The organism is Sporosarcina jiandibaonis, from assembly GCF_013184495.1.
In the GTDB taxonomy this organism is placed as follows: domain Bacteria; phylum Bacillota; class Bacilli; order Bacillales_A; family Planococcaceae; genus Sporosarcina; species Sporosarcina jiandibaonis.
The window spans coordinates 274772-298862 of the sequence record NZ_JAAOIY010000005.1 but is presented as its reverse complement, the minus strand read 5'-3'; the positions used below and the strand labels follow the sequence as shown (position 1 = coordinate 298862).

29 protein-coding genes and 2 pseudogenes are annotated in these 24091 nt (G+C 38.2%); 4 read left to right on the top strand and 27 right to left on the bottom strand.

The annotated features are described in order from the left end of the window. Positions 1-4 precede the first annotated feature (4 nt). From G8782_RS14315 to G8782_RS14290, 6 genes are all read right to left on the bottom strand, one after another. Positions 5-433: a stage III sporulation protein AH gene (locus G8782_RS14315; RefSeq protein ID WP_246231693.1), complete on the bottom strand. Its 429-nt coding sequence runs from the start codon at positions 431-433 to the stop codon at positions 5-7. 56 nt (positions 434-489) lie between these two features. Continuing rightward, positions 490-675 (bottom strand): hypothetical protein, encoded by a 186-nt coding sequence (locus G8782_RS14310; protein WP_172372380.1) that lies wholly within the window; start codon positions 673-675, stop codon positions 490-492. A gap of 110 nt (positions 676-785) precedes the next feature. Further along, on the bottom strand, positions 786-1220 hold the full coding sequence (locus G8782_RS14305) for a hypothetical protein (protein WP_172372379.1): 435 nt from the start codon (positions 1218-1220) through the stop codon (positions 786-788). A 162-nt stretch (positions 1221-1382) separates the two neighbouring features. Further along, complete coding sequence (locus G8782_RS14300) at positions 1383-1646, bottom strand: hypothetical protein (protein ID WP_172372377.1); 264 nt, start codon at positions 1644-1646, stop codon at positions 1383-1385. An 84-nt stretch (positions 1647-1730) separates the two neighbouring features. Continuing rightward, positions 1731-1964: a hypothetical protein gene (locus G8782_RS14295; protein WP_172372376.1), complete on the bottom strand. Its 234-nt coding sequence runs from the start codon at positions 1962-1964 to the stop codon at positions 1731-1733. A gap of 135 nt (positions 1965-2099) precedes the next feature. Beyond that, on the bottom strand, positions 2100-2597 hold the full coding sequence (locus G8782_RS14290; protein WP_172372374.1) for an LURP-one-related/scramblase family protein: 498 nt from the start codon (positions 2595-2597) through the stop codon (positions 2100-2102). Positions 2598-3187: 590 nt separating this feature from the next. Between G8782_RS14290 and G8782_RS14285 the strand changes: the two genes are divergently transcribed. Both G8782_RS14285 and G8782_RS14280 read left to right on the top strand, forming a co-directional pair. Further along, positions 3188-3379: a hypothetical protein gene (locus tag G8782_RS14285; protein WP_343035071.1), complete on the top strand. Its 192-nt coding sequence runs from the start codon at positions 3188-3190 to the stop codon at positions 3377-3379. Next, positions 3372-4790: an amidase gene (locus G8782_RS14280; RefSeq protein ID WP_172372371.1), complete on the top strand. Its 1419-nt coding sequence runs from the start codon at positions 3372-3374 to the stop codon at positions 4788-4790. The genes G8782_RS14285 and G8782_RS14280 overlap by 8 nt, the downstream gene beginning before the upstream one ends. A 570-nt stretch (positions 4791-5360) precedes the next feature. Here G8782_RS14280 and G8782_RS14275 read toward each other — a convergent pair. The 12 genes from G8782_RS14275 to G8782_RS14220 all read right to left on the bottom strand — a co-directional run bounded on the left by G8782_RS14275 (position 5361) and on the right by G8782_RS14220 (position 16855). Further along, complete coding sequence (locus tag G8782_RS14275; protein WP_172372369.1) at positions 5361-5876, bottom strand: flavin reductase family protein; 516 nt, start codon at positions 5874-5876, stop codon at positions 5361-5363. Positions 5877-5932: 56 nt separating this feature from the next. After that, positions 5933-7384, bottom strand: a complete 1452-nt coding sequence (locus G8782_RS14270) for a cytosine permease (protein ID WP_172372368.1) — start codon at positions 7382-7384, stop codon at positions 5933-5935. Between the two features lie 65 nt (positions 7385-7449). Further along, entirely contained in the window at positions 7450-8115 is a 666-nt protein-coding gene (locus G8782_RS14265) for a cysteine hydrolase family protein (protein ID WP_172372366.1), read from the bottom strand. A gap of 104 nt (positions 8116-8219) precedes the next feature. After that, on the bottom strand, positions 8220-8486 hold the full coding sequence (locus tag G8782_RS14260; RefSeq protein WP_172372364.1) for a YciI family protein: 267 nt from the start codon (positions 8484-8486) through the stop codon (positions 8220-8222). Between the two features lie 11 nt (positions 8487-8497). Then, positions 8498-9943, bottom strand: a complete 1446-nt coding sequence (locus tag G8782_RS14255) for an aldehyde dehydrogenase family protein (RefSeq protein ID WP_172372362.1) — start codon at positions 9941-9943, stop codon at positions 8498-8500. A gap of 31 nt (positions 9944-9974) precedes the next feature. Continuing rightward, entirely contained in the window at positions 9975-10277 is a 303-nt protein-coding gene (locus tag G8782_RS14250) for a hypothetical protein (RefSeq protein WP_172372361.1), read from the bottom strand. 29 nt (positions 10278-10306) lie between these two features. After that, the gene (locus G8782_RS14245; protein ID WP_246231692.1) at positions 10307-11803 is read right to left on the bottom strand and encodes an aldehyde dehydrogenase; all 1497 of its coding nucleotides are present in this window, start codon (positions 11801-11803) and stop codon (positions 10307-10309) included. A 4-nt stretch (positions 11804-11807) separates the two neighbouring features. Beyond that, on the bottom strand, positions 11808-12620 hold the full coding sequence (locus tag G8782_RS14240; protein WP_172372359.1) for an alpha/beta fold hydrolase: 813 nt from the start codon (positions 12618-12620) through the stop codon (positions 11808-11810). Continuing rightward, complete coding sequence (locus G8782_RS14235; protein WP_172372357.1) at positions 12620-13198, bottom strand: amino acid synthesis family protein; 579 nt, start codon at positions 13196-13198, stop codon at positions 12620-12622. The genes G8782_RS14240 and G8782_RS14235 overlap by 1 nt, the downstream gene beginning before the upstream one ends. A gap of 1 nt (position 13199) precedes the next feature. Next, entirely contained in the window at positions 13200-14348 is a 1149-nt protein-coding gene (locus tag G8782_RS14230; protein WP_172372355.1) for an LLM class flavin-dependent oxidoreductase, read from the bottom strand. Between the two features lie 14 nt (positions 14349-14362). Then, complete coding sequence (locus G8782_RS18725; RefSeq protein WP_172372353.1) at positions 14363-15052, bottom strand: FCD domain-containing protein; 690 nt, start codon at positions 15050-15052, stop codon at positions 14363-14365. Between the two features lie 192 nt (positions 15053-15244). Beyond that, positions 15245-16855, bottom strand: a complete 1611-nt coding sequence (locus G8782_RS14220) for a BCCT family transporter (protein WP_172372352.1) — start codon at positions 16853-16855, stop codon at positions 15245-15247. 470 nt (positions 16856-17325) lie between these two features. Between G8782_RS14220 and G8782_RS14215 the strand changes: the two genes are divergently transcribed. Beyond that, positions 17326-17484: a helix-turn-helix domain-containing protein gene (locus G8782_RS14215; RefSeq protein ID WP_172372350.1), complete on the top strand. Its 159-nt coding sequence runs from the start codon at positions 17326-17328 to the stop codon at positions 17482-17484. 113 nt (positions 17485-17597) lie between these two features. Beyond that, a pseudogene (locus G8782_RS14210) lies at positions 17598-17831 on the top strand (IS3 family transposase); the annotation flags it as partial. Positions 17832-17920: 89 nt separating this feature from the next. Here G8782_RS14210 and G8782_RS14205 read toward each other — a convergent pair. From G8782_RS14205 to G8782_RS18820, 9 genes and pseudogenes are all read right to left on the bottom strand, one after another. Further along, a complete protein-coding gene (locus G8782_RS14205; RefSeq protein WP_172372346.1) occupies positions 17921-18706 on the bottom strand; it encodes an aminoglycoside 6-adenylyltransferase in 786 nt (261 codons plus the stop codon). A 256-nt stretch (positions 18707-18962) separates the two neighbouring features. Then, positions 18963-19142, bottom strand: coding sequence for a hypothetical protein (locus G8782_RS14200; RefSeq protein WP_172372344.1), 180 nt, complete (start codon positions 19140-19142; stop codon positions 18963-18965). Positions 19143-19349: 207 nt separating this feature from the next. Continuing rightward, positions 19350-20225, bottom strand: coding sequence for an SMI1/KNR4 family protein (locus tag G8782_RS14195; RefSeq protein WP_172372343.1), 876 nt, complete (start codon positions 20223-20225; stop codon positions 19350-19352). Positions 20226-20444: 219 nt separating this feature from the next. After that, positions 20445-20639: a hypothetical protein gene (locus tag G8782_RS14190; RefSeq protein WP_172372341.1), complete on the bottom strand. Its 195-nt coding sequence runs from the start codon at positions 20637-20639 to the stop codon at positions 20445-20447. A 502-nt stretch (positions 20640-21141) separates the two neighbouring features. Next, positions 21142-21297, bottom strand: a complete 156-nt coding sequence (locus G8782_RS18825; RefSeq protein ID WP_425505496.1) for a topoisomerase DNA-binding C4 zinc finger domain-containing protein — start codon at positions 21295-21297, stop codon at positions 21142-21144. A gap of 142 nt (positions 21298-21439) precedes the next feature. Beyond that, positions 21440-21847, bottom strand: coding sequence for a nuclease-related domain-containing protein (locus G8782_RS14180; protein WP_172372338.1), 408 nt, complete (start codon positions 21845-21847; stop codon positions 21440-21442). A gap of 55 nt (positions 21848-21902) precedes the next feature. Continuing rightward, entirely contained in the window at positions 21903-22760 is an 858-nt protein-coding gene (locus G8782_RS14175; RefSeq protein WP_246231691.1) for a restriction endonuclease, read from the bottom strand. A 182-nt stretch (positions 22761-22942) separates the two neighbouring features. After that, positions 22943-23401: pseudogene (locus G8782_RS14170) on the bottom strand (peptide-methionine (S)-S-oxide reductase). Positions 23402-23757: 356 nt separating this feature from the next. Further along, positions 23758-23937 (bottom strand): CPBP family glutamic-type intramembrane protease, encoded by a 180-nt coding sequence (locus G8782_RS18820; protein WP_425505495.1) that lies wholly within the window; start codon positions 23935-23937, stop codon positions 23758-23760. Positions 23938-24091: the final 154 nt, after the last annotated feature.

The following is a 24091-nucleotide window of genomic DNA, read 5'->3' as shown; positions in this document are numbered from 1 at the left end:
CTTATTAATGCAATGAAAAGTGTTTCCATATCATTTTGTCCACCATAAAAAATCCTTCGTGTGAGCAAGTTGCTAATATACATTTATCATTTTGATAAAACATTAAATCTTCTGGTAGCTCTGGATTAATCCAATTAAAAAGGGAATTACTATTATCTTTCAAAAATTGCTTGGTAGCATTATTCAAGTTAAAATAAAAAACATATGCTGTATCATCAACCAGTCTTGTAGTTTCCCATTCTTTTTGAATTTTTCTTTCTATGAGATGTTCTTCAATATATGTAATCAGATTATGAATATAAGCCAGACGCTCCTCCTCAATGTCCATCATCCGTCTATCTTCTACAAAAGCAAAACGATTGCTATGTTTTGAAAGGAAATCTATTAGCTGTTTATAGCGTTTGCCTTTCACATTTTCAGTTATCATCAGCATATTAATCCCCCATAAACCCGTTTGAGGAAAACAATTGCGAAAAAAATAGTATGCGATTAGCTTCTTTTATCTTCTTTCAGTTCACCTAACCTCTGTGATAATTCATCAATTTTTTGAAGAAGCAATTCATCACTGCGATTTTTCTTTTTCATAAACAGTACTGCCGTGATTAAAAAGTAAGCGACGAAAACAATAACCAAAATATAAATAAGAGAAAATATAAATGGTAGAAATGAAAACAATTCTTCTCCCCCCTTTTTACTTTTAGCTAAATGGTCCGATTCTAGAGGACTCAGTTTTATCCATTTACCGCGCCCGTTAACTGAAGACCTAACATTCACGATCCTTGCTTTTAACCTTCACTAATGCCATCTAATGTCTCTTGTATTTCTTTTACAAATGGCACACTATCTGAATTTCTATCTTGTTGATACACATAAAAAATCAATATATTTCTCTTCTCAAACGTGCTAGCAGATACCAGTTCCATTGTCGCAGTCTTTTCAGCAAACTCTTTTGTACCCTTCTCGCGTTCAATTTCAGTTTCGAATTCAAAGATTAAAAACGGTTTTTCATTTAACTCATATGTTCTTGGTCTCACGTTTCTTAATTTTGACCCGAAGACGCTTTGCGGAAAATCAGCTTCCACCAAATTAACACCATTTTCCCGTAATGCTTTTACTACTTCCTCTTCAGTAATATGGGAACTATCATTTACTTGAACAGATTGGCAGGAAACTAAGAGTAACAGAAAACATAAACTAAAAATCTTTTTCAGTTCGTTCACCCCATCCGAAAATTATACATAAATTCGTACAGAAGAAGGTAAGGTCCTCAAGTCCTTCTTGATCTGGCCAGTTTGTTATATATATGCCTTTAACTCATCCCAATCACCTTAGGCGCTCTATTCAATAATTGCGCCCGATTGCTGATGAATCAATAAATAGCATTATTTTTTTTCGGTAGCTGGGGACTTCTGTTTTTCCCATTCTGTTGGTCCCTCACTGGAACTTATGAACTTTTGCCAGTAGTCGCCCGTTTTCTTATCAAATATGATTACATTGCTTTCATTGGCTGAGATAAATTCGTATCGATATTGCTCTTCTGTTGACGGCCTTACATTATTGCTAGGCGATTGCGAAACAACCCAAGCACCCAAAAGAACACTTACTCCTAAAAAGACAATGCCTATGAATTGCAAATTCTTGCCCATACTTTTCCTCCTATTTTCGTAATGGCCCGTTCGTGAGAATTGGACGTAATAGCTTATTGAGCAACCTCGCCTGATTGTTTAAATTCACTTTTTCTGTTCCCCTATTAAAATACCTAGGCCAGATACAACACAGAGCAAAAACAATAGCAATAATCTTAACCAATCCATTGAAAGCCAAAAGTCTCCGCCATTAACAATATCAGGACTTAAACCATACTCATCAACAAAAACACCCAAATTCCAAAATAAATTAAGCGAAATAAGCAATGAAATAAGACTCAATATAAATACTATAATTGATAACTTCCTTGTCCCCATATTAACCCTCTCTCTTTCTCTTTAAGTTGCCACAATCTGGACGTTTTGTTTTATATAGTTGATAGGGGAATTCCTTTTATTATTTATACCGTATACTCAGCAGGGTGCCTTACACAGTTCCCCACCATTTACAATTTATCCTGGTGCCACACTCGCTGCTGCATTCTGATCAGCTTTCGCACAGTCAATTGCCACTACAAGCGCTACGAGAAGTGATTCCATTTCGTCATTTGCAATTTGCAACTCATAGCTGTCACCCCATGTGAACCATTTTTTGTTAACGGAACCGATAAAATTTCTGTTTTGATACACTTCAAAGTCCATATCCCACCAATTCCCCTGCACTTCTATTCCTGCCGCGTCGATTGTATAGCGTGCTTTCAAAAAAGAAAAGTGCTTTTTAATCGCCATTGTTTCTTGCCCATGCACGTCAACAAAAAAAGTCGGCAAAAAACTAAACATTTTTTTCGTAACCATGGCCACTTCATTTAACTTATCGTCCATGATGGAAAAGGTCTTCGGTATTTTCATAAAACTTCCTTCTACAAAATATACTTCGTTCTCTTCTGCGTCTTTCACCGAAAATTTTCCACTCAGGCTAAATACTTTTTGTTTAATGTACAGCTTTCTCATGTTACTTCTCCTCCTATCAAAAGGCTACTTCCATTCAAACCTATTATCTCTTATACGATAAAGTCGAAGGAATGTTTCAAAAACTATTAAAACTGATTCAAAAAGCAAGATCTGGACGTTTTATATCATGGAGAAATTGAAGAGGCGATTGCCAATACTTTAACGGCTAATGTTTTCGGCAGCATAATTTTATCCCCTTATTCAAAATCAGTTTTCTGCGTTACATCAAATCATCCAAATACAACTATCTGTATAAAACCCCACTTAAAACCTGCAACAAGACTAACATGATTAATTTTCAAAATTCATTTCATGCAACTAAAATGTATAACATGAATATTACTATGTATCGCATCGTATCATGTCCATTGTCTGCAACTGGTTTTCGGACTAGAAAAACTATTCGCTAAATAATAAAGGGTTTTATCAATTTTTGTAGAATAGGAGTATAGCAGGTAAAGTCATAGCCTCATCTTAGACAATTAAATAAGCCTGAGAGTTTTACGTTATCAGCATCATGGAACTGCAGAAATTTGTATCGATCTTATTGAGCGTTTTGCTTATTTAAGATATATATTATTTCTAAGGGAGTGTATTCATTGAGCTTATCGATTCAAGCGTTATTGAAGAACAAAGGAATTGAAGTGAAAGAAACACATTTGGATGTACTTGATGTGCGTTGGAAAGGCATGCAAGCTTTACGCGGAAATTTAGAGCATGCAAATATTAATGATGCTGATATTGGCATACGTAATATTCCAGGAGGCGACCACATTGAGTAAAAATCTAATTGACTTGGCTGTTGAGGAACTTGCACCATTATTAGAGAATAAATCCATTTCCCCTGTGGAATTAACAAAAGAGGTATTAGACCACGCTGAAAATAGCGAACCACAAATCAATGCCTATATGGACATTTACCGTGAGGATGCTGAAAAAGATGCCCAAGCAGCCGAAAAGGAAATCCTAAACGGTCAGTATCGCGGCATGTATCACGGCATTCCGATGGCTTTAAAAGATAACTTGTATTTTAAAAATAAAGTCACGACAATGTCTTCCAAAATCCATAAAGATTTTGTACCTGACTATGATGCTACGGTTGTTAAAAAACTAAGAGAAGCCGGCGTTATTTTTACCGGTAAATTGAGCATGCATGAATACGCATGGGGCATTACGAATAATAACCCACATTACGGACCAGTAAGAAATCCTTGGGATCTCGATAAAATCCCTGGCGGTTCTAGCGGCGGTTCCGGAGCTGCAGTGGCAGCAGGTTCCAGTGTCGCATCACTAGGAACAGATACCGCGGGATCTATCCGTATCCCCTCTTCTGCTTGCGGTATTGTTGGACTCAAACCTACTCATGGTCTCGTAAGTAAATATGGATGCTATCCGCTTGCCTGGTCATTAGATCATATCGGTCCAATGACGAAAACTGTAAAGGATGCTGCTGGATTACTAGAAATCATTGCAGGTTACGATAAAAATGACCCAACATCGGTGAATGTAGATAAAGAGAACTATCTATCAAAAATCAATGGAGACGTGAAAGATTTAGTGATTGGTGTCAATGAAGATTTCTTCTTCAATCAAGTCGACACTGATATCGATAAACTCGTCCGTGCAGGCATTCAAAGTCTTGTAGATCAAGGCGCAAAAGTTGAGACAGTTAAAATACCGACATTACAATATGCGGAGTGGGCAGAGCTCGTCACTTCCCTATCAGAAGCAGCTGCCATCCATGATACAGATTTAAAGAATAGACCAGATGATTTTGGCGATGACATTCGAATGCTATTTGAATTAGGCCAACTTCCATCTGCTGTGGATTACTTACAAGCACAACAAGTGAGAAGACAGCTTAAGCAAGATTTCAATAAAGCATTTCAACAAGTAGACGTGCTAATCTCCCCTACTCTACCAGTCGCACCGAATAACATTGGAGAAAACCTCGTAGACTTAAATGGCAAACAAGTAGATTTAATCGATAACATCATTCGTTTCACAGGACCAGCGAACTTAACTGGGATTCCAGGATTATCAGTTCCATGCGGGTTCAAAGCCAACCTCCCAATCGGTTTACAAATCATGGGGCCGGCATTCAGTGAAGCGTTACTATTAAACACTGGATATGCATTAGAGCAAACGAAGCCATTACAAGGCAGAAAACCTAATTTGCTTGTTCAGTCTTAATATTAGTGATAAAGGCCGCGTTTCTGTACGCGGCTTTTTTATTTTATCAGTTCTGATTTAACATGATTTAGTAACTCGCATAAGATTGTTGGATCCGATTTGTAATCGTACAAGTCTTCTGAATGGCTCGGTGTATATAGATTAAAAGATTTCTTTCGTATAAATCCGACGGTCGTAATGCCTAGTTCTAAGGCAAGCTCGAGGCACCTAGAAAGAATTGTGTTGAATTAATTCAGTATTCTCAAATTTAAACGGTGTAAAAACCTATTTGTAGGATAGTTTCTTAGATACGACTTACACGAGAATACTTTTCTTATTTGAAGAAGAAATTTTTTTATGAAAGGAAAATCGACTCTGTCAATTAACGACAAACGATGTACTTAAGACATTTTTCAACTTTTGGGATTAGACATTATTTATTATAGAGGCACATTATTTAATATGTAATGAGCTTCTAACGGTTAAAATCACTCTCGGCACTTTAAATATAAATACGAATACCCTTGGCAGCTCCTTAAAAGGAACCCCAAGGGTATTAAGCCCTCCTATTATTTAAGCAATAATTCTATGTTAGGATACTGGCTGTTTTTGCGTATAAAACTCTTCTGGAATTGGTCCAAATACTCTGCGGTGGTAGAGCATCGGATCATTACTTGGGTCAATTTGAAGATCAATTACTTCGCCAATTAGAACGGTATGATCTCCCGCTTCAATCGCTTTGAATGTTTTGCATTCAAAAACGCCAAATGCACCTTTAATAATCGGTAAATCATTTTCAGAAAAGCTCCAATTGCAACTGCTAAATCGGTCCTCAACTTTACTTGCAAACGTTTTGCAAAGTTCTTGTTGTTCACCATGCAGCACGTGTACAGCGAACTTTCCACCTTCCGTAAACTCTTTTAACGACGATACACGATGATCAATAGACCAAAGTAGCATCAAGGGATCCAATGATACAGAAGCAAACGAATTCACTGTTAACCCTACAGGTTTTCCATCCTCTCCTGTTGTCGTTACAATTGTTACTCCTGTTGGGTAATTCCCCATAATTTGTTTGAATAACTCTTGTTGTTCCGCTTTTTTCATGATAGTTCTCCCCTTTTTAAATTAATTTTGAGTCATGATCTATTCATTCTGTTCCTTTATGACAACAATTTAGTATTCTTACGTCCAGGCAGCGAAATTAAATAATAGAGCAATGCTGTTATCAAAATGGTTGGATATACAGCACCGACAGAACTCCCCAATAAAGCAGAGTCACGAACTAATAAAAAGAATACGACTCCAAATGCCCATACGGCTACAGCTTTTAAATTGACTCCCTTTGAATACCAATACCTTCCGCCCACTTTTTCAAATTCCTTCACATCATAGGATCGCTTTTGTACAAAGTAATAGTCAGCAACTAAAACCCCAAGTAATGCACTTAAGACCATACCGATATATTCTAAGAAGCCCATAAAAGTATCTAAGAAACTAGCCAGATAAAGCGGTACAAGCATGAAAACACCAGCTAAAACTGTTACTAGCCAAATTGAGTGAAGCGGCTTAACTTTCTTCGTTACATTTGTTATTGAAATACCTGCCGCCATCAAATTAACGACATTTGTTGTTATACATGCTACAACAATAAGTAGTAGTGCAAACCAACCAAGTCCGAGATTCGTTACAAGTGAACTTGGATCTGAATTCTCTGGATTGTAAATACCTGTCGTAATTGCCGAACCGATTGTAGCAATAATTCCGATAAACGCAAACCACATGAGTGAAACGCATGCTCCAATCAAAGGTGCGACTGTCGCAGTTTTCGCGGAACGTGTATATCGTGTAAACTCAGCAATTCCAAGCACCCACGCTAAACTGAATGCAGCCATAATATCCACTGCTTTCCCTACAGGCATAACTGCTTCAGCTGGCGGTCTCCAGCTTAATATTGCTGAAAATGAATGGGTACTTAACACGACAATCGTTATCCAAATACCTAATGCCAATACCAAAAAAATTCCGATTCTTTCAACAATTTTTATGGAATTTCTGCCAAGTGAAACCGCGGCTAAATTCAACAAACTCATTACTGTAATTCCAAATATCATTGGACCTGCACTGCCAGGTTCTCCAAAAGCCGGCCATCCAAATAGATCCTTTAATATAAAACTCATCGAAATAACAGCTATAAATGTATTGACTACCGCCCAACCTAAAAAGACTATTGTATTTAGAACTGTCGGGAGAAGACTTCCTCTAATCCCGAAAGCTGGTCTGGTTAGTGCCATAGTTGATGTTCCTACTTTATAGCCCATGTAGCCGACGAGCGCGAGTATTAAATAGGCGAAGGGATTTGAAATTAAAGTGACTGTAATTGCGCCAGCAAACGCCATGCCAGCTACTGTTCCCCCTACATACCAGGATGCATTATTTGAGTTTGCTCCTACCCAGATTGCGATCATATCAAAAAAATTAATGTTTCTTTGACTCATTGGAACTTCTTCAGTTGCGTAATGTTCTTTCGTGACTACATCTTGGATTTCTTGACCCTCAACCACTTGTTCAAAAGATTCTGCCCCGATACTTGCTACTTTTTCCGCAGCTTTCATAAGTTTCCTCCCCTTATTTGATTTAGAATTGTTTTAGAAAGCTTTGTGAAGTAGTTCCTGCGATGTCAATCAAATGTTAATTTCTCGAAAACCGATCGTAAATTTTCAGGTGTAAACTGCAATTCATCTGGTCCCTCAGATTTCCAGACTTTGTATTCTTCTCCCGACAACTTATTAATAAGTTGTTTTGTGTCATAAATTTCAATATCATAAATCCAATTCCCCATCATCAGGATTGCCGCCATATGAGCACCTTCAGTAGTAGTCCCGCAGATGTCTTTAATTAAATTAATTTGATAATCACGATAATAAGCATCCATTGCTGTTGAGATTACACAGACATCCGTCAAAACACCGCCAATGATCAAATGCTTTACATTTAAGCTTTTTAACATTAGCTCCAAACTAGATTCATGAAACCCGCTGTATCTGTATTTATCAATGATAATATCACCAGGTTCGGGCTTTATTTCTTCGATTACATCAATTGCCTCAGTTTCTGTGTGATAGTAAGCCGGCTCCCCTTTTTCGTTCAATGGCTCCCGGTTAGCAAGCCCAACTGCATCTCCCCTATTTAAATGGCGAGTATAAATGATTGGAATGCCTTTTTCTCGACACTCTTTTATAAGAGTTGCTGTTTTTTCAATAATTTCATCCATTCCGACGACGTCCGATGTTCCGCCTTCCTTTTGAAGGTCGATTAAGAGTAAAGCTGTGTTCCTCGCATTCATTTTCTTATACACCTCCCAACTGCCATGTACCATACAAGTTTGACAGAAATATTCCCCTAGAAACCCTTGCGCTCTTGCATTCTCTTAATTACTATTGCCTCTACTTAACTAATTGTAAGTGCCTTCCATTCTTTCAGCTCTAGTCGGCGAACTCCTTCAACGACATGCGGATCAGCCTCAGCGATTTCTAACGCTTCTTCATAAGTATCTGCAATATAGACGACGAGACCGCCCGTTCCATCTGTAAAAGGACCTCTCGCAAAAACTTTTCCACATGCTTCCATATCTTCTAAGTATGCAATATGACGCGGGAGCACCTTTGCATTTTTCTCCGCATCCTTCATATGCAAGAATGCCGCATAATACGCCATGTTATTGCCTCCTAATTTCGGTTCCAAACTACCAATTTCATTTCAGTCATTTCTTCGACTGCATATTTCAAACCTTCACGTCCTGTTCCGCTTTCTTTCACACCGCCGTACGGCATATTATCTACTCGGAACGTTGGAATGTCATTGATCATTACTCCGCCGACATGCAAATCATCTGTTGCAATTAAAGCGGTAGTGACATCATTTGTATAAATTCCTGCTTGCAAGCCGTAACGTGAATCGTTCACTTGCTCAATTGCTTCCACTACGTTTTTCACTTTATTTACAACGACAATTGGCGCGAATACTTCGTTGCATGAAACTTTCATCGCAGCATCGGCTTCAAGAATGATTGTCGGATACAAAATCTGCCCTTCCGCATTTCCGCCTGTGACAACTTTCGCTCCTTGTTCCTTCGCCTCAGCAATCCAACTTAGAGTGCGTTCCACATCTCCTGCTGAAATAAGCGCAGATACGTCCGTTGACTCCTCGAAAGGATTCCCAATGACCAACTTTTTCGTTTCTTCCACTAGTTTACTAACGAACTCTTCATAGATATCTTCATGAACATATGCACGTTGTAAAGAAATGCATACTTGACCTTGAAAAGCGAAGGCACCAGTTACACAGCGCGGGATAATTTTATCAAGGTCAACGTTTTTATCGACTATGACCGCAGCATTGGAACCAAGTTCTAAAGTGACTTTTTTCAAGCCGGCCTTACTACGAATTTCAATGCCTACCTCCGGGCTTCCTGTAAATGTAATCATACTGATACGATGATCTCTTACAAGTTTGTCACCCGTCACCCTGCCACTTCCAGTCACAACATTCAGCGCGCCTTTTGGCAACCCTGCTTCAATAAGAAGTTCTGCAATAAAGTACGATGATAACGGTGTTTGTGTCGCCGGTTTTAAAACAATCGTATTGCCGCTTGCAATCGCCGGGCCGATTTTATGGGCAACTAAATTCATAGGAAAATTAAATGGCGTAATTGCGCCAATGACACCGATTGGTTCATGCACCGTATAAGCTAATCGATTTTCGCCATCGCGTGCCGCATCAAGCGGAAGTGTCTCGCCTTGAATGCGTTTTGCTTCCTCGGCTGCAAATTTGTATGTTTCAATCGTGCGTCTCACTTCACCTCTAGCAGTAACAATCGGCTTTGCGGCTTCCAATGCAATAATTTCAGCTGCTTCTTCGGTCCTCTCCTGCAATAATCGAACTAAATTCTCTAAAATCTCTGCACGTCTATAGGCCGGCATTTTCGCCATCACTTTTCGGGCGTTAACGGCTGCTTCAATCGCCAATTCTGTTTCGGCTGCTGTCGCCACCGGGACTTCAGCAATCACTTCACCTGAATATGGAGATCGAAGAAGATTGTATTCTTCCGCTTCGACCCACTCCCCGTTAATAAGAAGATGTTGCTTCTTTACACTCGGTATTGACTTCGTCATAATTTAAGTAACCTTCTTCCTATATTTAAACTTATTTAGCTAATTGCATGCTTTTCTTATTACCCTCTTTTTCAAACTCCAGGAGATATTCATCGATTTTTATCTTCAGTCCTCCACTTCCAAATTTGGCGCGTTTTTTTTCAACATCAGCACCCTTTTGAATGTGATCAAGAAAATAGAGAATGTTTTTTCTTCTATCTATAATACGTTCGAATCCGCGTTCGTAAAAAAACATATCAATCGTATTATAGAGTCCTCTATTTATGCCATAGTCTTCGTTACATAGACGAATGAAGGATAGATCCGGTAAATGAATCATTTTGTCGATAGTCATGTCGATTTCTCCCTTCCTGATAAACGTTTTCACCGCATAATAAATGGATCCGGTATCGCTTCGGATGATGTGTTCACCCAGACTACTTTACTTTGTGTATATTCATAAATTGCATCAAAGCCGCTTTCTCTGCCGTATCCACTTAAACCAGAACCCCCTATTGGTGCGATTGGAGATATGCTCCGGTAAGTATTCACCCAAACGATCCCGGCCTTAATTGCTTTGGCAACTCGGTGGGCTTTCGCAATATCACTCGCCCAAATCCCGGCTGCTAATGCATATTCTGTACTGTTCGCTAACTCAATTACTTCTGCTTCATCTTTAAATGGAATGACACTTAACACAGGTCCGAAAATTTCTTCCTTTGTGATACGTGCGTTGTTGTCAGTATGTTCGAATATCGTCGGCTCAAAATACCATCCTTTATCCAAATGTTCAGGTTTTTCACCACCTACTATGACCTTTCCGCCTTCTTCTTTCCCAATATTTACGTAGTCTGCCACACGCTTCAATTGCGCTTCTGTTGCAAGCGGGCCCATTTCTGTACTGTCTGAAAGCGGATCACCAATCGTAATTTTCGAGACACGATCAACAAGTCTTTCCATCACTTGGTCATAAATATCTACGTGTAAAAACGCTCGAGATCCAGCTACGCAACTTTGCCCTGAAGCACCAAAGATTCCAGCAATAATTCCCATCGCCGCGTTATCAGGATTCGCATCCTCGAAGACAATATTCGGTGATTTTCCTCCGAGCTCTAATGATAATTGCGCAAAGTTATTCGCTGTATTACGGACGACATGACGAGCCGACTCAGCTCCCCCAGTAAAAGCAACCCGCCTTACAAGTGGATGAGCTGTTAATGTTTCACCGACAGGCTCCCCGAATCCAGTTACTACGTTCACTACTCCTGGCGGGAATCCCGCTTCTTCTACTAGTTTCATGAGTTCAAGTAATGAAGCGGATGTCATTTCAGATGGTTTAATGACGATTGTATTTCCAGCTACAAGTGCTGGCGCTAGTTTCAACGTCGTCAAATAGAGCGGAGAATTCCAAGGCGTAATTGCAGCGACAACGCCAAGCGGTTCTCTCGTTGTAAAAGCAAACATATCCTGTTTATCCATTGGCAGCGTATAGCCGTGGATTTTATCGGCAAGGCCTGCGTAATAATAGAAGAATTCTGGTAAGTAATTTAATTGTCCGCGCATTTCACGTATCAATTTTCCATTATCAATTGTTTCGTACTGCGCGAGTTCATCCACATTTTCTGCAATTAGCTCACCTAGTCTTCTAACGAGCTTCCCTCTGTTGGTATAGGTCATATGTGTCCATTCAGAATTTACAAATGCTTGATGTGCCGCTTCTACCGCACGATTCACATCTTCAGCTGTACCTTTTGCAACTTTAGACCAAGCCTCTCCCGTTGCTGGATTGTAGCTTGGAAAGTATTCCCCGCTTGAAGACGCTGTCCATTCGCCGTTTATATACATGTCATAAGTTTTAAGTTCAGTTTTTAATTCTGCCAAATCTTCATCTCCCTTCGCCTACAAGAACTGTTCTCTCTATAAATGAATGAATTGCTTCGTTGACAATATCTGGTCTTTCGACCGGAAGCATATGTCTATATTCAGGAACAATCAACAGTTCCGAACCAAAAATTCTTTGATGAATTTGTTGTGCCATTTCTGGTGTGGAGCCCACATCATTTTCTCCTGTAATCACGAGTGTAGGAACAGTTATTTGGTCCAGTTTATCCCAAATTTCTTGATCGGCTGTCGCGAACAGCGTATATGCCGCTAAGTAAGCAGCGGGATCATTTGATTGAAGCCGGGTACGGGTTTGATTCACAACATCAGCTTTATCACGAAGATAATCTGAAGTAAACCAACGCTCTATCGCAGGTTCGATTGTAGATTGCGGACCACTTCTTCCCACCTCTTCAACCCGAGTTAGTACCGCTTGTCGTTGTATTTTTGTCCGATTAGCAACTGCATTCATGATTGTGAGCGTTTTCATTTTGGTTGGGTTTGCTAAAGCAAATGCTTGAGCTACCATTCCACCCATTGAAAAGCCGACAAGGTTAATCTTTTCGAGATTTAGACTGTCTACGAGTGCGGTAAGTTGTTCAACAAACTGAGAAAGTGAATAAGGACCAGGGGGATGTGAAGATTCCCCGTGTCCTATCATGTCGTACGCAATTACGCGATAATGTTCAGACAAACTATTCACCTGTTGCTCCCACAATGCATGATCCAACCCGACACCATGTATGAAAATGAGCGGTTCGCCAACTCCTTTTTCTTCGTAGTGAATCGTCCCATGATTATAGGTAATCTTTGGCATTAGGCGAGACCCATTTCAAGCATATCTTGGTGACGGTCTCCAGTTCTAGGGTGTGGACGCCCTGCTGTTGAAACGCTAATTGCAACAACAATTTCATCAGCTCTCGGTGCATCTGGAATAGTTGCTTCAAATGTCAGGAAGTGCGAGCGCTTTGAATCTTCGTTTTTGTGAACCATTGGAATTATAACCGCCGTTCCTGCGCCTCCACGCTTGTTTGTAAACGGCAAAATACTTTCCCCTTGAACTGCATCACGGAACTTGTTACCAAACTTCAATGTATGGATAAACGCAGATGCGTGCTCCATTTCCCCATCTACACCGACGACAGCCGCTTTACCAAACGCTTCAACATCATCAGCCGACTGGATATGCTTGAATAGTTCCGCAACTAATAACTCGCCGATTTGCGGTGCATATTCATTAATTTCAGGCATTAAATCTTCGACAAAACCTCTTCCAGCCCAAGGGTTTTTCATCACTAACATCGTTGTAATCATTTTAATTGGCTCTTCGATTTCCTTGCCGCCTTCAATGCGTGTTTCCTCAATTGCTGTATACACTTTACGAATTTCTAACATTTTACAGTACCCCCTGTTTTGTTTTTGTGAAATTTGGCATGACTTCTTCAGTAAATAACTTTAAGCTGTTCATGATTTTATCGTGTGGTAAATGACTATGATTCTTCCACAGTAATAGATTTTGCAAATTCAACTCTTCTTGTAATTCTTTGATTTTTTCAGTTACGTATTCTGGCGTCCCGAACAACAAGTTTCTAGGGTGCAGGAATTCATAGGTTAACTCCTGGCCAGCTTTTACCTCTTCACCCGGATCCATTAAATTTCCAAGTCCCCTCCAGCGGCAAATCCAGCGATATGTGTTTAGTACTGCTTCGGCAGCATCTTCACGAGCCTGTTCCATAGTTTCTGCTACATACACATCACGGACCAACGCAATTCCTTCACCGAGTGGTACCTCGTAGCCGCGTGCTTTTGATGCTCTATCGCGATATAATTCAAATCGGCCTTTCAGCTCTTTCACAGTTGGCATCCAGAACATTGCATTGATACCAGTCTCCGCGGCAATTTCAATTGAACGAGGCGAGTCAATTGTTTGCCATAATTTTGGCATTCGTCCTTGATGCGTGTTAGGCATGATAGAAATTTTATTAATTTCCTCTTTTTCCATATCCATATATTCTGGAGATTGAGGACTCATTGGATGATTCCACTTCAGTCCTTCAGGCGGAAACTTGTAAAATTCTCCTTCATGCGAGAAGAAGCGATTTGACCAAGCTTTTTTCAAAATATCTACCGTTTCTTCAAATAACGCTCTGTTTTGATCATTATTTTTCGGATCTGCATTTGGATTTAAGTTTGCAGCCTCACGACCATATAAACCGCGAGCTAAACCTACTTCTACACGACCTTTACTCAATTGATCCAACATAGCGATATCCTCTGCCAACCGAAGTGGATGCCAGAATGTTGCAACGTTTGCCGCTTGACCAATTCGGATATTCTTCGTCCGAGCGGCGATATCTGCTCCCATCATAAGGGGGTTTGAAATTAATTCATTCCCCTCATGGCCAAAATGGTGTTCCGTATACCAAATTGAATCGTAACCATTTTCATCACAGTAAATAGCTTGCTCGCGTGCTTCGTCTAAGACTTTATCGTATTCCTCATGTCGACCTGGCCCCGCTAGATTCGCAAATATTCCGAATTTCATACCTATTCTCCCCCTTATTTTGCTGTTTGTTGGTAAAGTCTTTTCGCAATTCCCTTTTTCAGCCCTATCGCACTTGCCCTAACGTGATCTCTCATAGCTTTTTCAGCTTTATATCGATCTTCACTTAATATCGCATCTAATATAATTTGATGTTCTCTCAATGACACTTCCAATCGATTTGGAACATCGATACTTAGATAAACATAGCGATTATAAGGTATTTGATTTATGAGTAAATTAAATACATAACTCAGTTTGGAATTATTTGCACCGTCCATAATTGCTTGGTGAAAAAGATTATTCGCTTCTACGAATTTATTATGATCCTTTTCTTGTACGGCTTCTTCCATCATAAATACGGCTTTACGCACTTTCGCTATTGCTTTCAAATCCCCTTTTTCAGCAAGAATTCCTGCTGCAAGCCCCTCCATCGCTTCCTTTACTGTAAATAACTCATCTAATTCTTTTTCTGTCGGTTTCAATACACAAGTTCCAACCCGCGGTATGATTTCCACTAGCCCTTCTCGCTCTAATTGCTTTAACGCTTCTCTCACCGGTGTTCTACTTATTTTAAAATGCTGTGATAAAGCAGCTTCAGATAGTTGCTTTCCTGGTTCGTATTCTCCCGTAATGATAGCTGTTCGGATTGCGTCCGTTACTTGAGTTGTAATACTAGTCGTTAGAATGGTAGCGATTACAATCACCCCTTTCGTATATATGTGCCATGTACCATGGTACGATTAACCGTGATTGGTTATGAACTTCAACTACTTCAAACTATTTTTCATCGTGCAAGATTAGTAGCTTTTAAATCTACCATGTACCATGCAAGGTCTAAACACATTGTAATATCTCTATTTTCAAATGTCAATAAATATTTAGAATCTTTTAAACCGTCACCCGTTTTTCTCTATTTCAACATTTGTAAACCCTGTATTTTCAGTAATAGTTGCTGGACTAATCTCTTCATTTTTCTCGACAATTCCTTGTTCAATTGCTAATTGTTTTGCAATTTTTGGTGCGTACCAAATAATCGGCAACATTAAAATCGATATCGGAACTGCAGCGACGACAATAAAAGATTGCAATGCACTAATACCGCCACCACCGATATTAATTAAGATCGTCGCGATAACCGCCATAATTAATGCCCAAAATACACGCACTACTTTTGGTGGATTCCCCTCCCCAGTAACGCCCATCGAAATTGAATAAGACATAGAATCGACAGTAGTTACTACGAAAAGCGTCGTTAAAACTAGAAATATTGTCGGCATAATAAAACCAAGAGGCATTTGTTCTGCTATCGCGATAATTGAACTCGGTAACCCGCCGTCCATTAGGGGACCACTAACGGATCCTACATTTTTCAGCTCATAAAAGATTCCTGTTCCGCCCAATACAGTAAACCAAAAATTCGTTGTCAACGGGGCGATGATTGCCACGACAAGAAAAATTTCTCTAATTCTTCGCCCATTTGAAATCCTTGCAACAAATAGTCCAACAAGAGGACCAAATCCAATAAACCAACCAAAAAAGAAAAGCATCCAATAACCGAGCCATTCTTCATCCCCACGGAATGTACTAATGTGGATGAACTCACTCATATAGGTGCCAAACGATGACATGAAGGAATCAATAATGAATAACCCCGGCCCAAAAATCAATAGAAATACAGCAATCACAACAACCATATTAACATTCAGCTTACTTAACCACTGAATTCCTTTATTAATTCCGGTCAAGGTTGACACTAAAACAACAGCAGTCAGTCCTATTATTATGAGTACTTGGGTACTAAAAACGTCAGGGATTCCAAATATCGCACTGACTCCGTAACTCACTTGTAAGCCAAGAAATCCAATTGGACCAATTGTTCCTGCTGCCGCACCAATAATACAAAATATATCTGCAGCAGTTCCCCACTTACTAGTTAAAATTCTTTCCCCTAATATTGGATACAATAATGTCCTAGGTTTTAATGGCATCCCTTTATGGTTGTGTGCATATATCAAAATAATTGCACTAAGGGCACCATACACCGACCATGCCGTAAACCCCCATGACATATAACTTTGTGCGAGCGCAGGACCGACAGCTTCTTCAGTACCGGCAATAACTCCCTTATGCATCGGCGGCACTTCCAAAAAATAATACATTGGCTCTGCCGCAGCCCAAAACACGCCACCTGCTCCTAAACCTGTCGTAATGATGACCGCAATCCATTTAAAATAACTCATCTCTGGCTTTTCGATTTTTCCAAGTCGAACTTTACCGTATTTTGAAATGGCTAACACTGCTCCTACAGCAAAAGTAGTAATCATAAGCAGTTGCCAATATGCGCCAAAATAACGGATTGACAAATCAAATCCGATATTAACGTATTTGGTAACCATATCCACATGAAAAAAAGACAAAACGACGAATACAACGAGTGCCCCGCCACTCAAAAGAAATACTGGCCAGTCCACTTTCTCCCTAACATAAAGCCAATAATTTTTGGTCATTCTATTTCCTCCCAATGGTTTTTTCCTTGAATCACTCCCAGACATAATTCACAATTAAGTGACCTTCCTGATTTCGTGCATTCTTATATTTTTTATAAAATCACCCTTTCCAACTGCTACGTAAACGCTTACAAATTTCTAGTTTAATATTCACTTGCATGTACCATACAAGTTGTTTTTTCAGATTATACTGTGACTTCTAAATTGTCAACACTTTTTGTTTAAAATAATCAGGTTTTCTTTTATAATTGCCTTGTTTATCTGCACTATTTTTGCGCAAAAAGACTCAGAATTCAATTTAACGGGTTCGGTTGACAAGGAGAAAAACGCTAAAAACAATGCAAATAACAGCTCCATTGGCATAAGCTTCAGTATTAAATCAGCAGTACAAATAGCAAATAAAAACGCTCAGATTTGGTACCGACCCCCGAAAGTTAGAGTAATAAATCTAACTTTCGGGGGTGTTTTTTATGGCCAAATATAATGAGGAATTTAAAATAAAGCTTGTCACTGAGTATTTAGATGGCAATATTGGATATCGATCATTGGCAAAGAAATATAATATGGGCAGCCAAACATCTATACGTGCATGGGTAAAAGCCTATGAGTCTCAAGGAATGGACCCTTAGAGGAAACAATGGAAATCATAAAAAATCACGCAACCTACCGCACTACCATCCATTCGGATCAAGGATGGCATTACCAGCAAAACCGATGGGTGAAAACATTAAAGGGAAATAAAGTATTCCAAAGCATGTCACGTAAAGCAACCTGCGCAGACAACGCTTCGATGGAGAATTTCTTTGGCATTTTAAAGCAAGAAATGTATTATGGGGAAAAACTAGTAAACTATGAAGAATTAAAACGAAGAATTGAAGAATACATCTACTGGTATAACCACGTACGATCAAAAGTAAAATTGACTGGACTGAGCCCGGTCGAATACCGAGCTCAATCCAGCCAATCAGCTGCATAATAACAACTCTAAATTTTGGGGGTCGCCACCTTTCTGAGCGTTTTTTTACGTATAGTTACAAGCCTTATTTTACTAAAGCACCCGTTAGTTTAATAAACAGGAGATTTATCTAGTAGTTGCTTTAAATCATCATCCATTGAGATACTAAAACTTTGTTTCAAAGTATCGGCAAAAAGTTCTTTCAACTTTTCAGCGGAACCCTTTAAATTCTCTATATTAATTTTTTCTGGATATGTGGAAATGTACGATTTTATAAAAGAAGGTTCTAATGTTTCATATGCTTTAAACTGGTGAAGTTTCTTATTCTCATTCAATGCTTGTACGATTAGGGTGTACTCTCTCATTTGTTCTAGCATCTTAAGTGCATAGATGAAATTATTTCGTTTTAATTCTTTTTCAAAGCTCAACGAACAATAAACGAACTCAAATGATATATCAAAGCCTAATCCATATTTCACAGTTTTATTTTCAAACTTCTCATTCTCAGCATTCATTTTCTCAGATACTAAACCAGTTTTATCGAAAATGACTTTCCATAAAGGAGACCTTACAGTCAATAACTCTCTAGGAACAATTGAAACATTAAATTCTAAACTATTTTCCATTATTGCGATAATAAGAAATATATCTTTACTAAATTGTTTTTCCTTTATGTAGAGGGGATTAAAATTACTGAAGGTTTGATGAACAAGATTTTTGGTTGTCTCTGCATCCTCTATTTGAGAAGTAGCTATTATTAAATCAATATCGGAATATTCATCCTTATATCCTTCAACTCCAGAACCCAACTGAATAATTCCCTCAATCAAATTACTAGCCTTTAAATTCTCGATAGTTTTAACAAAGTACTCATTTCTTTCTTCATAACTATACATACTTCACTCTCCCCTTTATACACACTAATCTAACTGTTAGCTCAATAAATTCTAGAGAAATATAGAAAACCCTTCTTATACTAAACTGCCCCTTTAGTTGAATTAGAAGATTGAGCCGTCTATGTAGCTCAACGATCTTCGAGTAAAGCACCCGTTAGTTTAATTTAGTTAAATAAAAAAACATATTTAATGAGTGCAATCGAATTCCCCATTAGAAAGTACGAAATGCTGTTTAGATTAACAGATTATAAAACTTTCAATTTTCGTCTTGTTTTTTACAATCCTCACTAACTTCTAACTTTTTAATTTCCAATTCCACCTTTTTTTCTTCAAGCTCTAATTCTTTCATTTTTAAATCAATATCTTTTTTCTTAACATATCCATAATAGATAAGAGAAAAAACAATAATTAATACAATATAAAAAAATAAATCCACCTTTCCACCCCCTGATATAAATAGCAGTACATTTTGTTAATTAAACACTGGATGTATCCTATTTAGTTCTAAACCTCTGAATCATCATAAAAAATCGATTCATTTTAATTAGGAACGATTCATTTAATTTTGTTCGTTAAGCTAAAGCACCCGTTAGCTGAAGAAACAAAGGTGTATTTCACTGCCACTGCTCGTTGGTGAATTGCATTATTCCTCATCTACAAAGTCAATCATCACTCCAACGACTTTTTTTGAAATGTTATATTTTACTTTCACCTCATACATTCCGTCACCATAACCAGACATTGAAACCGCACCATCTGAGACAACTCCCCCCTGTGCATTTGAAGCAACTACCTCATCAAATTGGATGGCTTCGTCTCTACCAAATGTTTTAAAATCAAAAATTCCTGCTTGTGCAGAGTCAACTCCAATCTGTTTATCGCAAACATGCCATTTTCCACTTGGTTTCTTTTCCCCATAAAATACAAATAAGTTTTTAACAACTTCATCAGGAGTATAAGAAATGGAAGCTGTCCAATTACCATTTTTCACATTTAAAAGTACGATTTGCAACTCAGCTTCTTCATCCACTTTATAGTACGGGTCAGTAACAATTAGCTTTCCACTTTCAACCATAAAAGTGCCAAGTTTATTAGGCTTATTAGTATTCACTTTCGGCACATGCCAATCAATAAATTCACTTAATGATAAAGACGCATATTTGCCTAACCCAGTTTTATCATTCCAAGTATAAATTAGTTCCTGCATAAATCTTTTCCTAATTCGATAGCAAAGTTTGTCACCACTCATTTTTTCACCAATACAAATCATATCACTCGGTAAATTTTTGGGTCTGTTCTGATTTTGTTTTACTATATCAATTGTTAATGCCGTTTGTTCATTAGTTTGAATAGGGAACAAAGTCCAATCGCCAAAATTTGCTCCATTCGTTTCTAAAAAAAGTTCCTTGTATTCATCTGGAAAAATAGCACCAAGTGCTTTTTCTGTTTTTTTCAATTCAACTAACGACACGCCAGCCACTTTCGAACTTGGATTAATCATGTTTATTACTTTCTTCATCTCTTCCTCCATGATACTTACGGATTATTTTGTCATACTACATTCAAATTAACTATGAATGTTTTCAATATTTATTATAAAAAATCCTCTATTTATTCAATAAAATAAAGCATTTCTTCTTCAACTAAACTGCCCGTTAGTTCAATAAAGAAAAAGAGCCACATAGTGCAGCTCAATGATCTTCAAGTAAAGCACCCCTTTACTTTAATAGTAATTCTGCTAATTGACATCTTTTTTATAAAAAGATGCCGATAGAAATATAGATATTCCAATAAGAATAAAAGCAATTGATTGGGGGAAATCCTTTAGTGAAAATCCTTCAGAAAGCTCAGTTATAAACAGGAAAATACCTAATAAGAAAAGTATGATTCCTAACCCAATATTAATCTTCCCAACTAAAGATAACTTTTTCAACGAAATTCGCCTCCGTTAAGATATTCTAAATTAGTTCAATCATCTTCCACTAACCTGCCCCGTTAGTTTAAGTGAAAACTTTCACAACATTTAAATTTATTTTACCATAAGTCTCCAAATTCCTTCAAAAATAAGTCGCTTACTATTAACCAAACTAGCCTCAGTTTTAGCACGTATTTTAACAACAGTGCATAAATTTATGCGGTATCTCCAGTTCATATGCAAATTGATGTGCTAATTTATGTTTTAAATCCATCGAAGTGCTGATGTAACAACATAAAAGGAGACACTAATTCATATGCGAATTGTGTCTCCGAATAGGTTAATATTTGATGTTTTCTCCCCAACAACCGAACCCGTTATCCTGATACATTCACTTGGAAAGTAACGCCAAATTTTACTTGCCCATACAAGGGCCTGAAGGGGTTAGGCTCTTTATTTTTCATAGCCGGACGAACTTAGGTACTTATTAAATAAAAAGCTAGCTACCCGCTTGCCTTGATTACAACTTGCTGTTAAACCTGCATTTCGGATAATTACTGCAACCTAGAAAATTGCCATATGGACCTGTCCGATTCACCAGCTGACCTGAACAATTAGGGCATATCTTTTTCTCGATTGCATCATTTCTATTTCTCCCTTTGTTACGGATACTCATAATATGTTCGGAACTTAATGTTCTGTTATTTTGTTGTTGAATGCGCTCCGTAATACTTACAATCTCTGAATGCGAGAGGACAGGCGTTTTCATAGATTTGATAATCGAATTTACTCGATGGGTATGAACGACATAAACATGACTAGAATGTATTTTCCTTTAAAGTTGCTTTAGGGGCAAAGTTAATGATCGAAATAAAAGGGATGTTCTTATATTCGGGCAACATACCTTTTAAAGCTTTAATATGCCCTTGATTTTGTTTGATCGGATTATAGAATTGCTGTCTTTTTTTGTAGATTACTTGAGTCCACTGCCGGTCTATTTCATTCCCATATATCCATCCCTGATAATTTTTCGTTTCAACGACAAAAATGCCATAGATGGAGACAATAACATGGTCAATTTGTGTTGTTTTCCCTTGCGTATTTTGCAACGTGATATTGTGCAGAACTTTATATTCATTAGTATCCAGTCCTAGAAAAAACAGACGCGAAACGCCCTCACCGATCACGCCTTTTATATTCGCCTTTGTAAATCTTTCGAAGAACATAATACGCCCCCGCTTTCTGCTTATCACATTTCTATTAATCTCAGAAACGACCCACTTATTCTTTCCTATTAATCACCATCACCAATTCTGCCCCGTATGCATTAATCCTTTTTTGTCCTAAACCATCAATTCCCTGTAAATCATTGATCGTAAGAGGTCTTTTGGCTACTAGTTCATCAAGTGTTTTATTTGTAAATACATGATAAGCCTTTAACCCAGCATCTTTAGCTGTCTTAGAGCGATAACTTTTCAACCTCTGTATTAACTCATCATTAGATATCTGGACTGAATCTTCTTGAATTGTTGCCGCTATTAAATCCGCCGGTTTCACATCGGCATCCCGCTCTTCCTTAGGCTCTCTTCTAAATGTAAGGCTCATCTTTATGAGTTCATCTCGGCCAATCATTCGCACATGATTACTTTTTGCCAATGTGAGCGCTTGCTTTGTATATGTACTATTTGTGATAACCCATGCCGAGGTCGCCTTATACATCATAATCGCGGGAATAACTTCTTGAACGGCTTTGACGCCAACCGTCTGATTATACCGTTTCGCCTGGACCACAATAACCTCTTTATCTTTCTTCAAAATTAAATCCGCACCGTAATCGCCTGTTGTCGGTGTATATGTAACATGATAACCCTGATTCTTAAATAGCGTACCTAGATATTCCTCAAATTCTATACCTGTCATTTTATCTATTTCTGTCATTCCGGATTGTTGCATGCGTTTCTTAAAACGCAAAGATTGCCAAAGAGTAAATAACAGTATGATACCAAAGCAAATACCTACCGCTATTCCAACACCCTTAAGCGTCCCCGCTGTATACCAGCCCACTAATCCAGAAACCAACATTAAAAAACCAATGAGCGAGTCTATCTCTTTTTGTTTCTTGTTTGTACGATTACGCAATTGATTCATTTCCCCCTTCAATAGCAATTATTTCATTAAGCACTTAGACCTTCCTACTAAAGATATACTTAATAGTCTCACAAATCAACAGTCATTGATAAATACGCTGATGATAAATCAATAGATTAAAAAACCTGATCCCTCCTTTTTTAGCGAGGAATCAGGTTTTTGATTTTACATAATCATTTATATCTACTTAATATTTCTTCTGGAATATGACAATAATCATTTGGATATCTAGATAACCTATCTTGATGTTCTTCTGCACTTCTCACATAGTTTGTAAGAGGTAATACTTCAACAACTATCCGGTCATAATCAGTTCTCTCACTAAGAAATGCCTTAGCCTCTTTTAAGTGTTCCGGATTTTCACTATATACGCCTGTTCTGTATTTCTCGCCAACATCCTGTCCTTGTTTATTTCAAACTGTATGGATCAATGATTTCAAAGAAATATCCCATTAATTCACTGATTGTTACAACCGTCGGGTCAAATCCTGTTTTCACACGTCGTAATCACCCTCGAGTGTATGACTTGTTCCATTCGCTCTTCCCGCCTCTGTAAACATAACACCAGGCAAAGTTTTTATAAAAGCTTGTACTCCCCATAAACATCCGCCTGCAAAATATACGACTTCCATATTGTACTCCCCCCTCTACAGCAAAATGGCCCGCCAATCCAAGAAAGGAGCCCAGTTCATTATTCCAGTTTCGCGCCTGATAATTGAACAACAAATTAAGTGAAAATGAGGTTTAGATAAGCTCCATGTCCCCGAATGAGTTCAACATCATCCTTTGAAGAAATCCAAAAGTAATCGAAAGTTAATCACTCTTCACCTCCACTACCTGTTGGTTCGTATTCCCACGTATCCGAAACATTTGAAACGTTTATTTTATAAAAATATCTATTATGGTATGGTACCATCATCATATGAATCTTCCACAATCTAGCCCTTTTACTGAATAGGCGCTAATCCTAATTAAAGAATTGCGCCCGTTAGTAGAAGAGTGACACTAACAAATTATACAAAGAATGAACAATAATTACTGACCAAAGAGAGTTACTTTCTTTATATATAAACCCAAATATAATACCCAAAACAAAAGCCGTTATTATGGAACTTAGAATAATAGGGAATTCAAACACCCCTTTATAAAACCAAATTGGGAAATGAATGGATACATGGGCGCCGATTATTATTAAAGAAAAGCGCCTGATTGTTAAAGAAACATAGCGTTTGCTTAATCGACAATTTAGAAGTAATCAGGGTTGGTACATTTCCTTGAATCACACTAATCCATTTGCTTTTGAATAATACCCTAAAAAACAT

Excerpts from the sequence above, each read along its gene's own strand:
- G8782_RS14315 (WP_246231693.1), bottom strand. The coding sequence starts at position 433 with ATGCTGATGATAACTGAAAATGTGAAAGGCAAACGCTATAAACAGCTA.
- G8782_RS14300 (WP_172372377.1), bottom strand. The coding sequence starts at position 1,646 with ATGGGCAAGAATTTGCAATTCATAGGCATTGTCTTTTTAGGAGTAAGT.
- G8782_RS14295 (WP_172372376.1), bottom strand. The coding sequence starts at position 1,964 with ATGGGGACAAGGAAGTTATCAATTATAGTATTTATATTGAGTCTTATT.
- G8782_RS14290 (WP_172372374.1), bottom strand. The coding sequence starts at position 2,597 with ATGAGAAAGCTGTACATTAAACAAAAAGTATTTAGCCTGAGTGGAAAA.
- G8782_RS14275 (WP_172372369.1), bottom strand. The coding sequence starts at position 5,876 with ATGAAAAAAGCGGAACAACAAGAGTTATTCAAACAAATTATGGGGAAT.
- G8782_RS14270 (WP_172372368.1), bottom strand. The coding sequence starts at position 7,384 with ATGAAAGCTGCGGAAAAAGTAGCAAGTATCGGGGCAGAATCTTTTGAA.
- G8782_RS14265 (WP_172372366.1), bottom strand. The coding sequence starts at position 8,115 with ATGAATGCGAGGAACACAGCTTTACTCTTAATCGACCTTCAAAAGGAA.
- G8782_RS14260 (WP_172372364.1), bottom strand. The coding sequence starts at position 8,486 with ATGGCGTATTATGCGGCATTCTTGCATATGAAGGATGCGGAGAAAAAT.
- G8782_RS14255 (WP_172372362.1), bottom strand. The coding sequence starts at position 9,943 with ATGACGAAGTCAATACCGAGTGTAAAGAAGCAACATCTTCTTATTAAC.
- G8782_RS14250 (WP_172372361.1), bottom strand. The coding sequence starts at position 10,277 with ATGACTATCGACAAAATGATTCATTTACCGGATCTATCCTTCATTCGT.
- G8782_RS14240 (WP_172372359.1), bottom strand. The coding sequence starts at position 12,620 with ATGCCAAAGATTACCTATAATCATGGGACGATTCACTACGAAGAAAAA.
- G8782_RS14235 (WP_172372357.1), bottom strand. The coding sequence starts at position 13,198 with ATGTTAGAAATTCGTAAAGTGTATACAGCAATTGAGGAAACACGCATT.
- G8782_RS14230 (WP_172372355.1), bottom strand. The coding sequence starts at position 14,348 with ATGAAATTCGGAATATTTGCGAATCTAGCGGGGCCAGGTCGACATGAG.
- G8782_RS14220 (WP_172372352.1), bottom strand. The coding sequence starts at position 16,855 with ATGACCAAAAATTATTGGCTTTATGTTAGGGAGAAAGTGGACTGGCCA.
- G8782_RS14215 (WP_172372350.1), top strand. The coding sequence starts at position 17,326 with ATGGCCAAATATAATGAGGAATTTAAAATAAAGCTTGTCACTGAGTAT.
- G8782_RS14205 (WP_172372346.1), bottom strand. The coding sequence starts at position 18,706 with ATGTATAGTTATGAAGAAAGAAATGAGTACTTTGTTAAAACTATCGAG.
- G8782_RS14195 (WP_172372343.1), bottom strand. The coding sequence starts at position 20,225 with ATGAAGAAAGTAATAAACATGATTAATCCAAGTTCGAAAGTGGCTGGC.
- G8782_RS18825 (WP_425505496.1), bottom strand. The coding sequence starts at position 21,297 with ATGAGTATCCGTAACAAAGGGAGAAATAGAAATGATGCAATCGAGAAA.
- G8782_RS14180 (WP_172372338.1), bottom strand. The coding sequence starts at position 21,847 with ATGTTCTTCGAAAGATTTACAAAGGCGAATATAAAAGGCGTGATCGGT.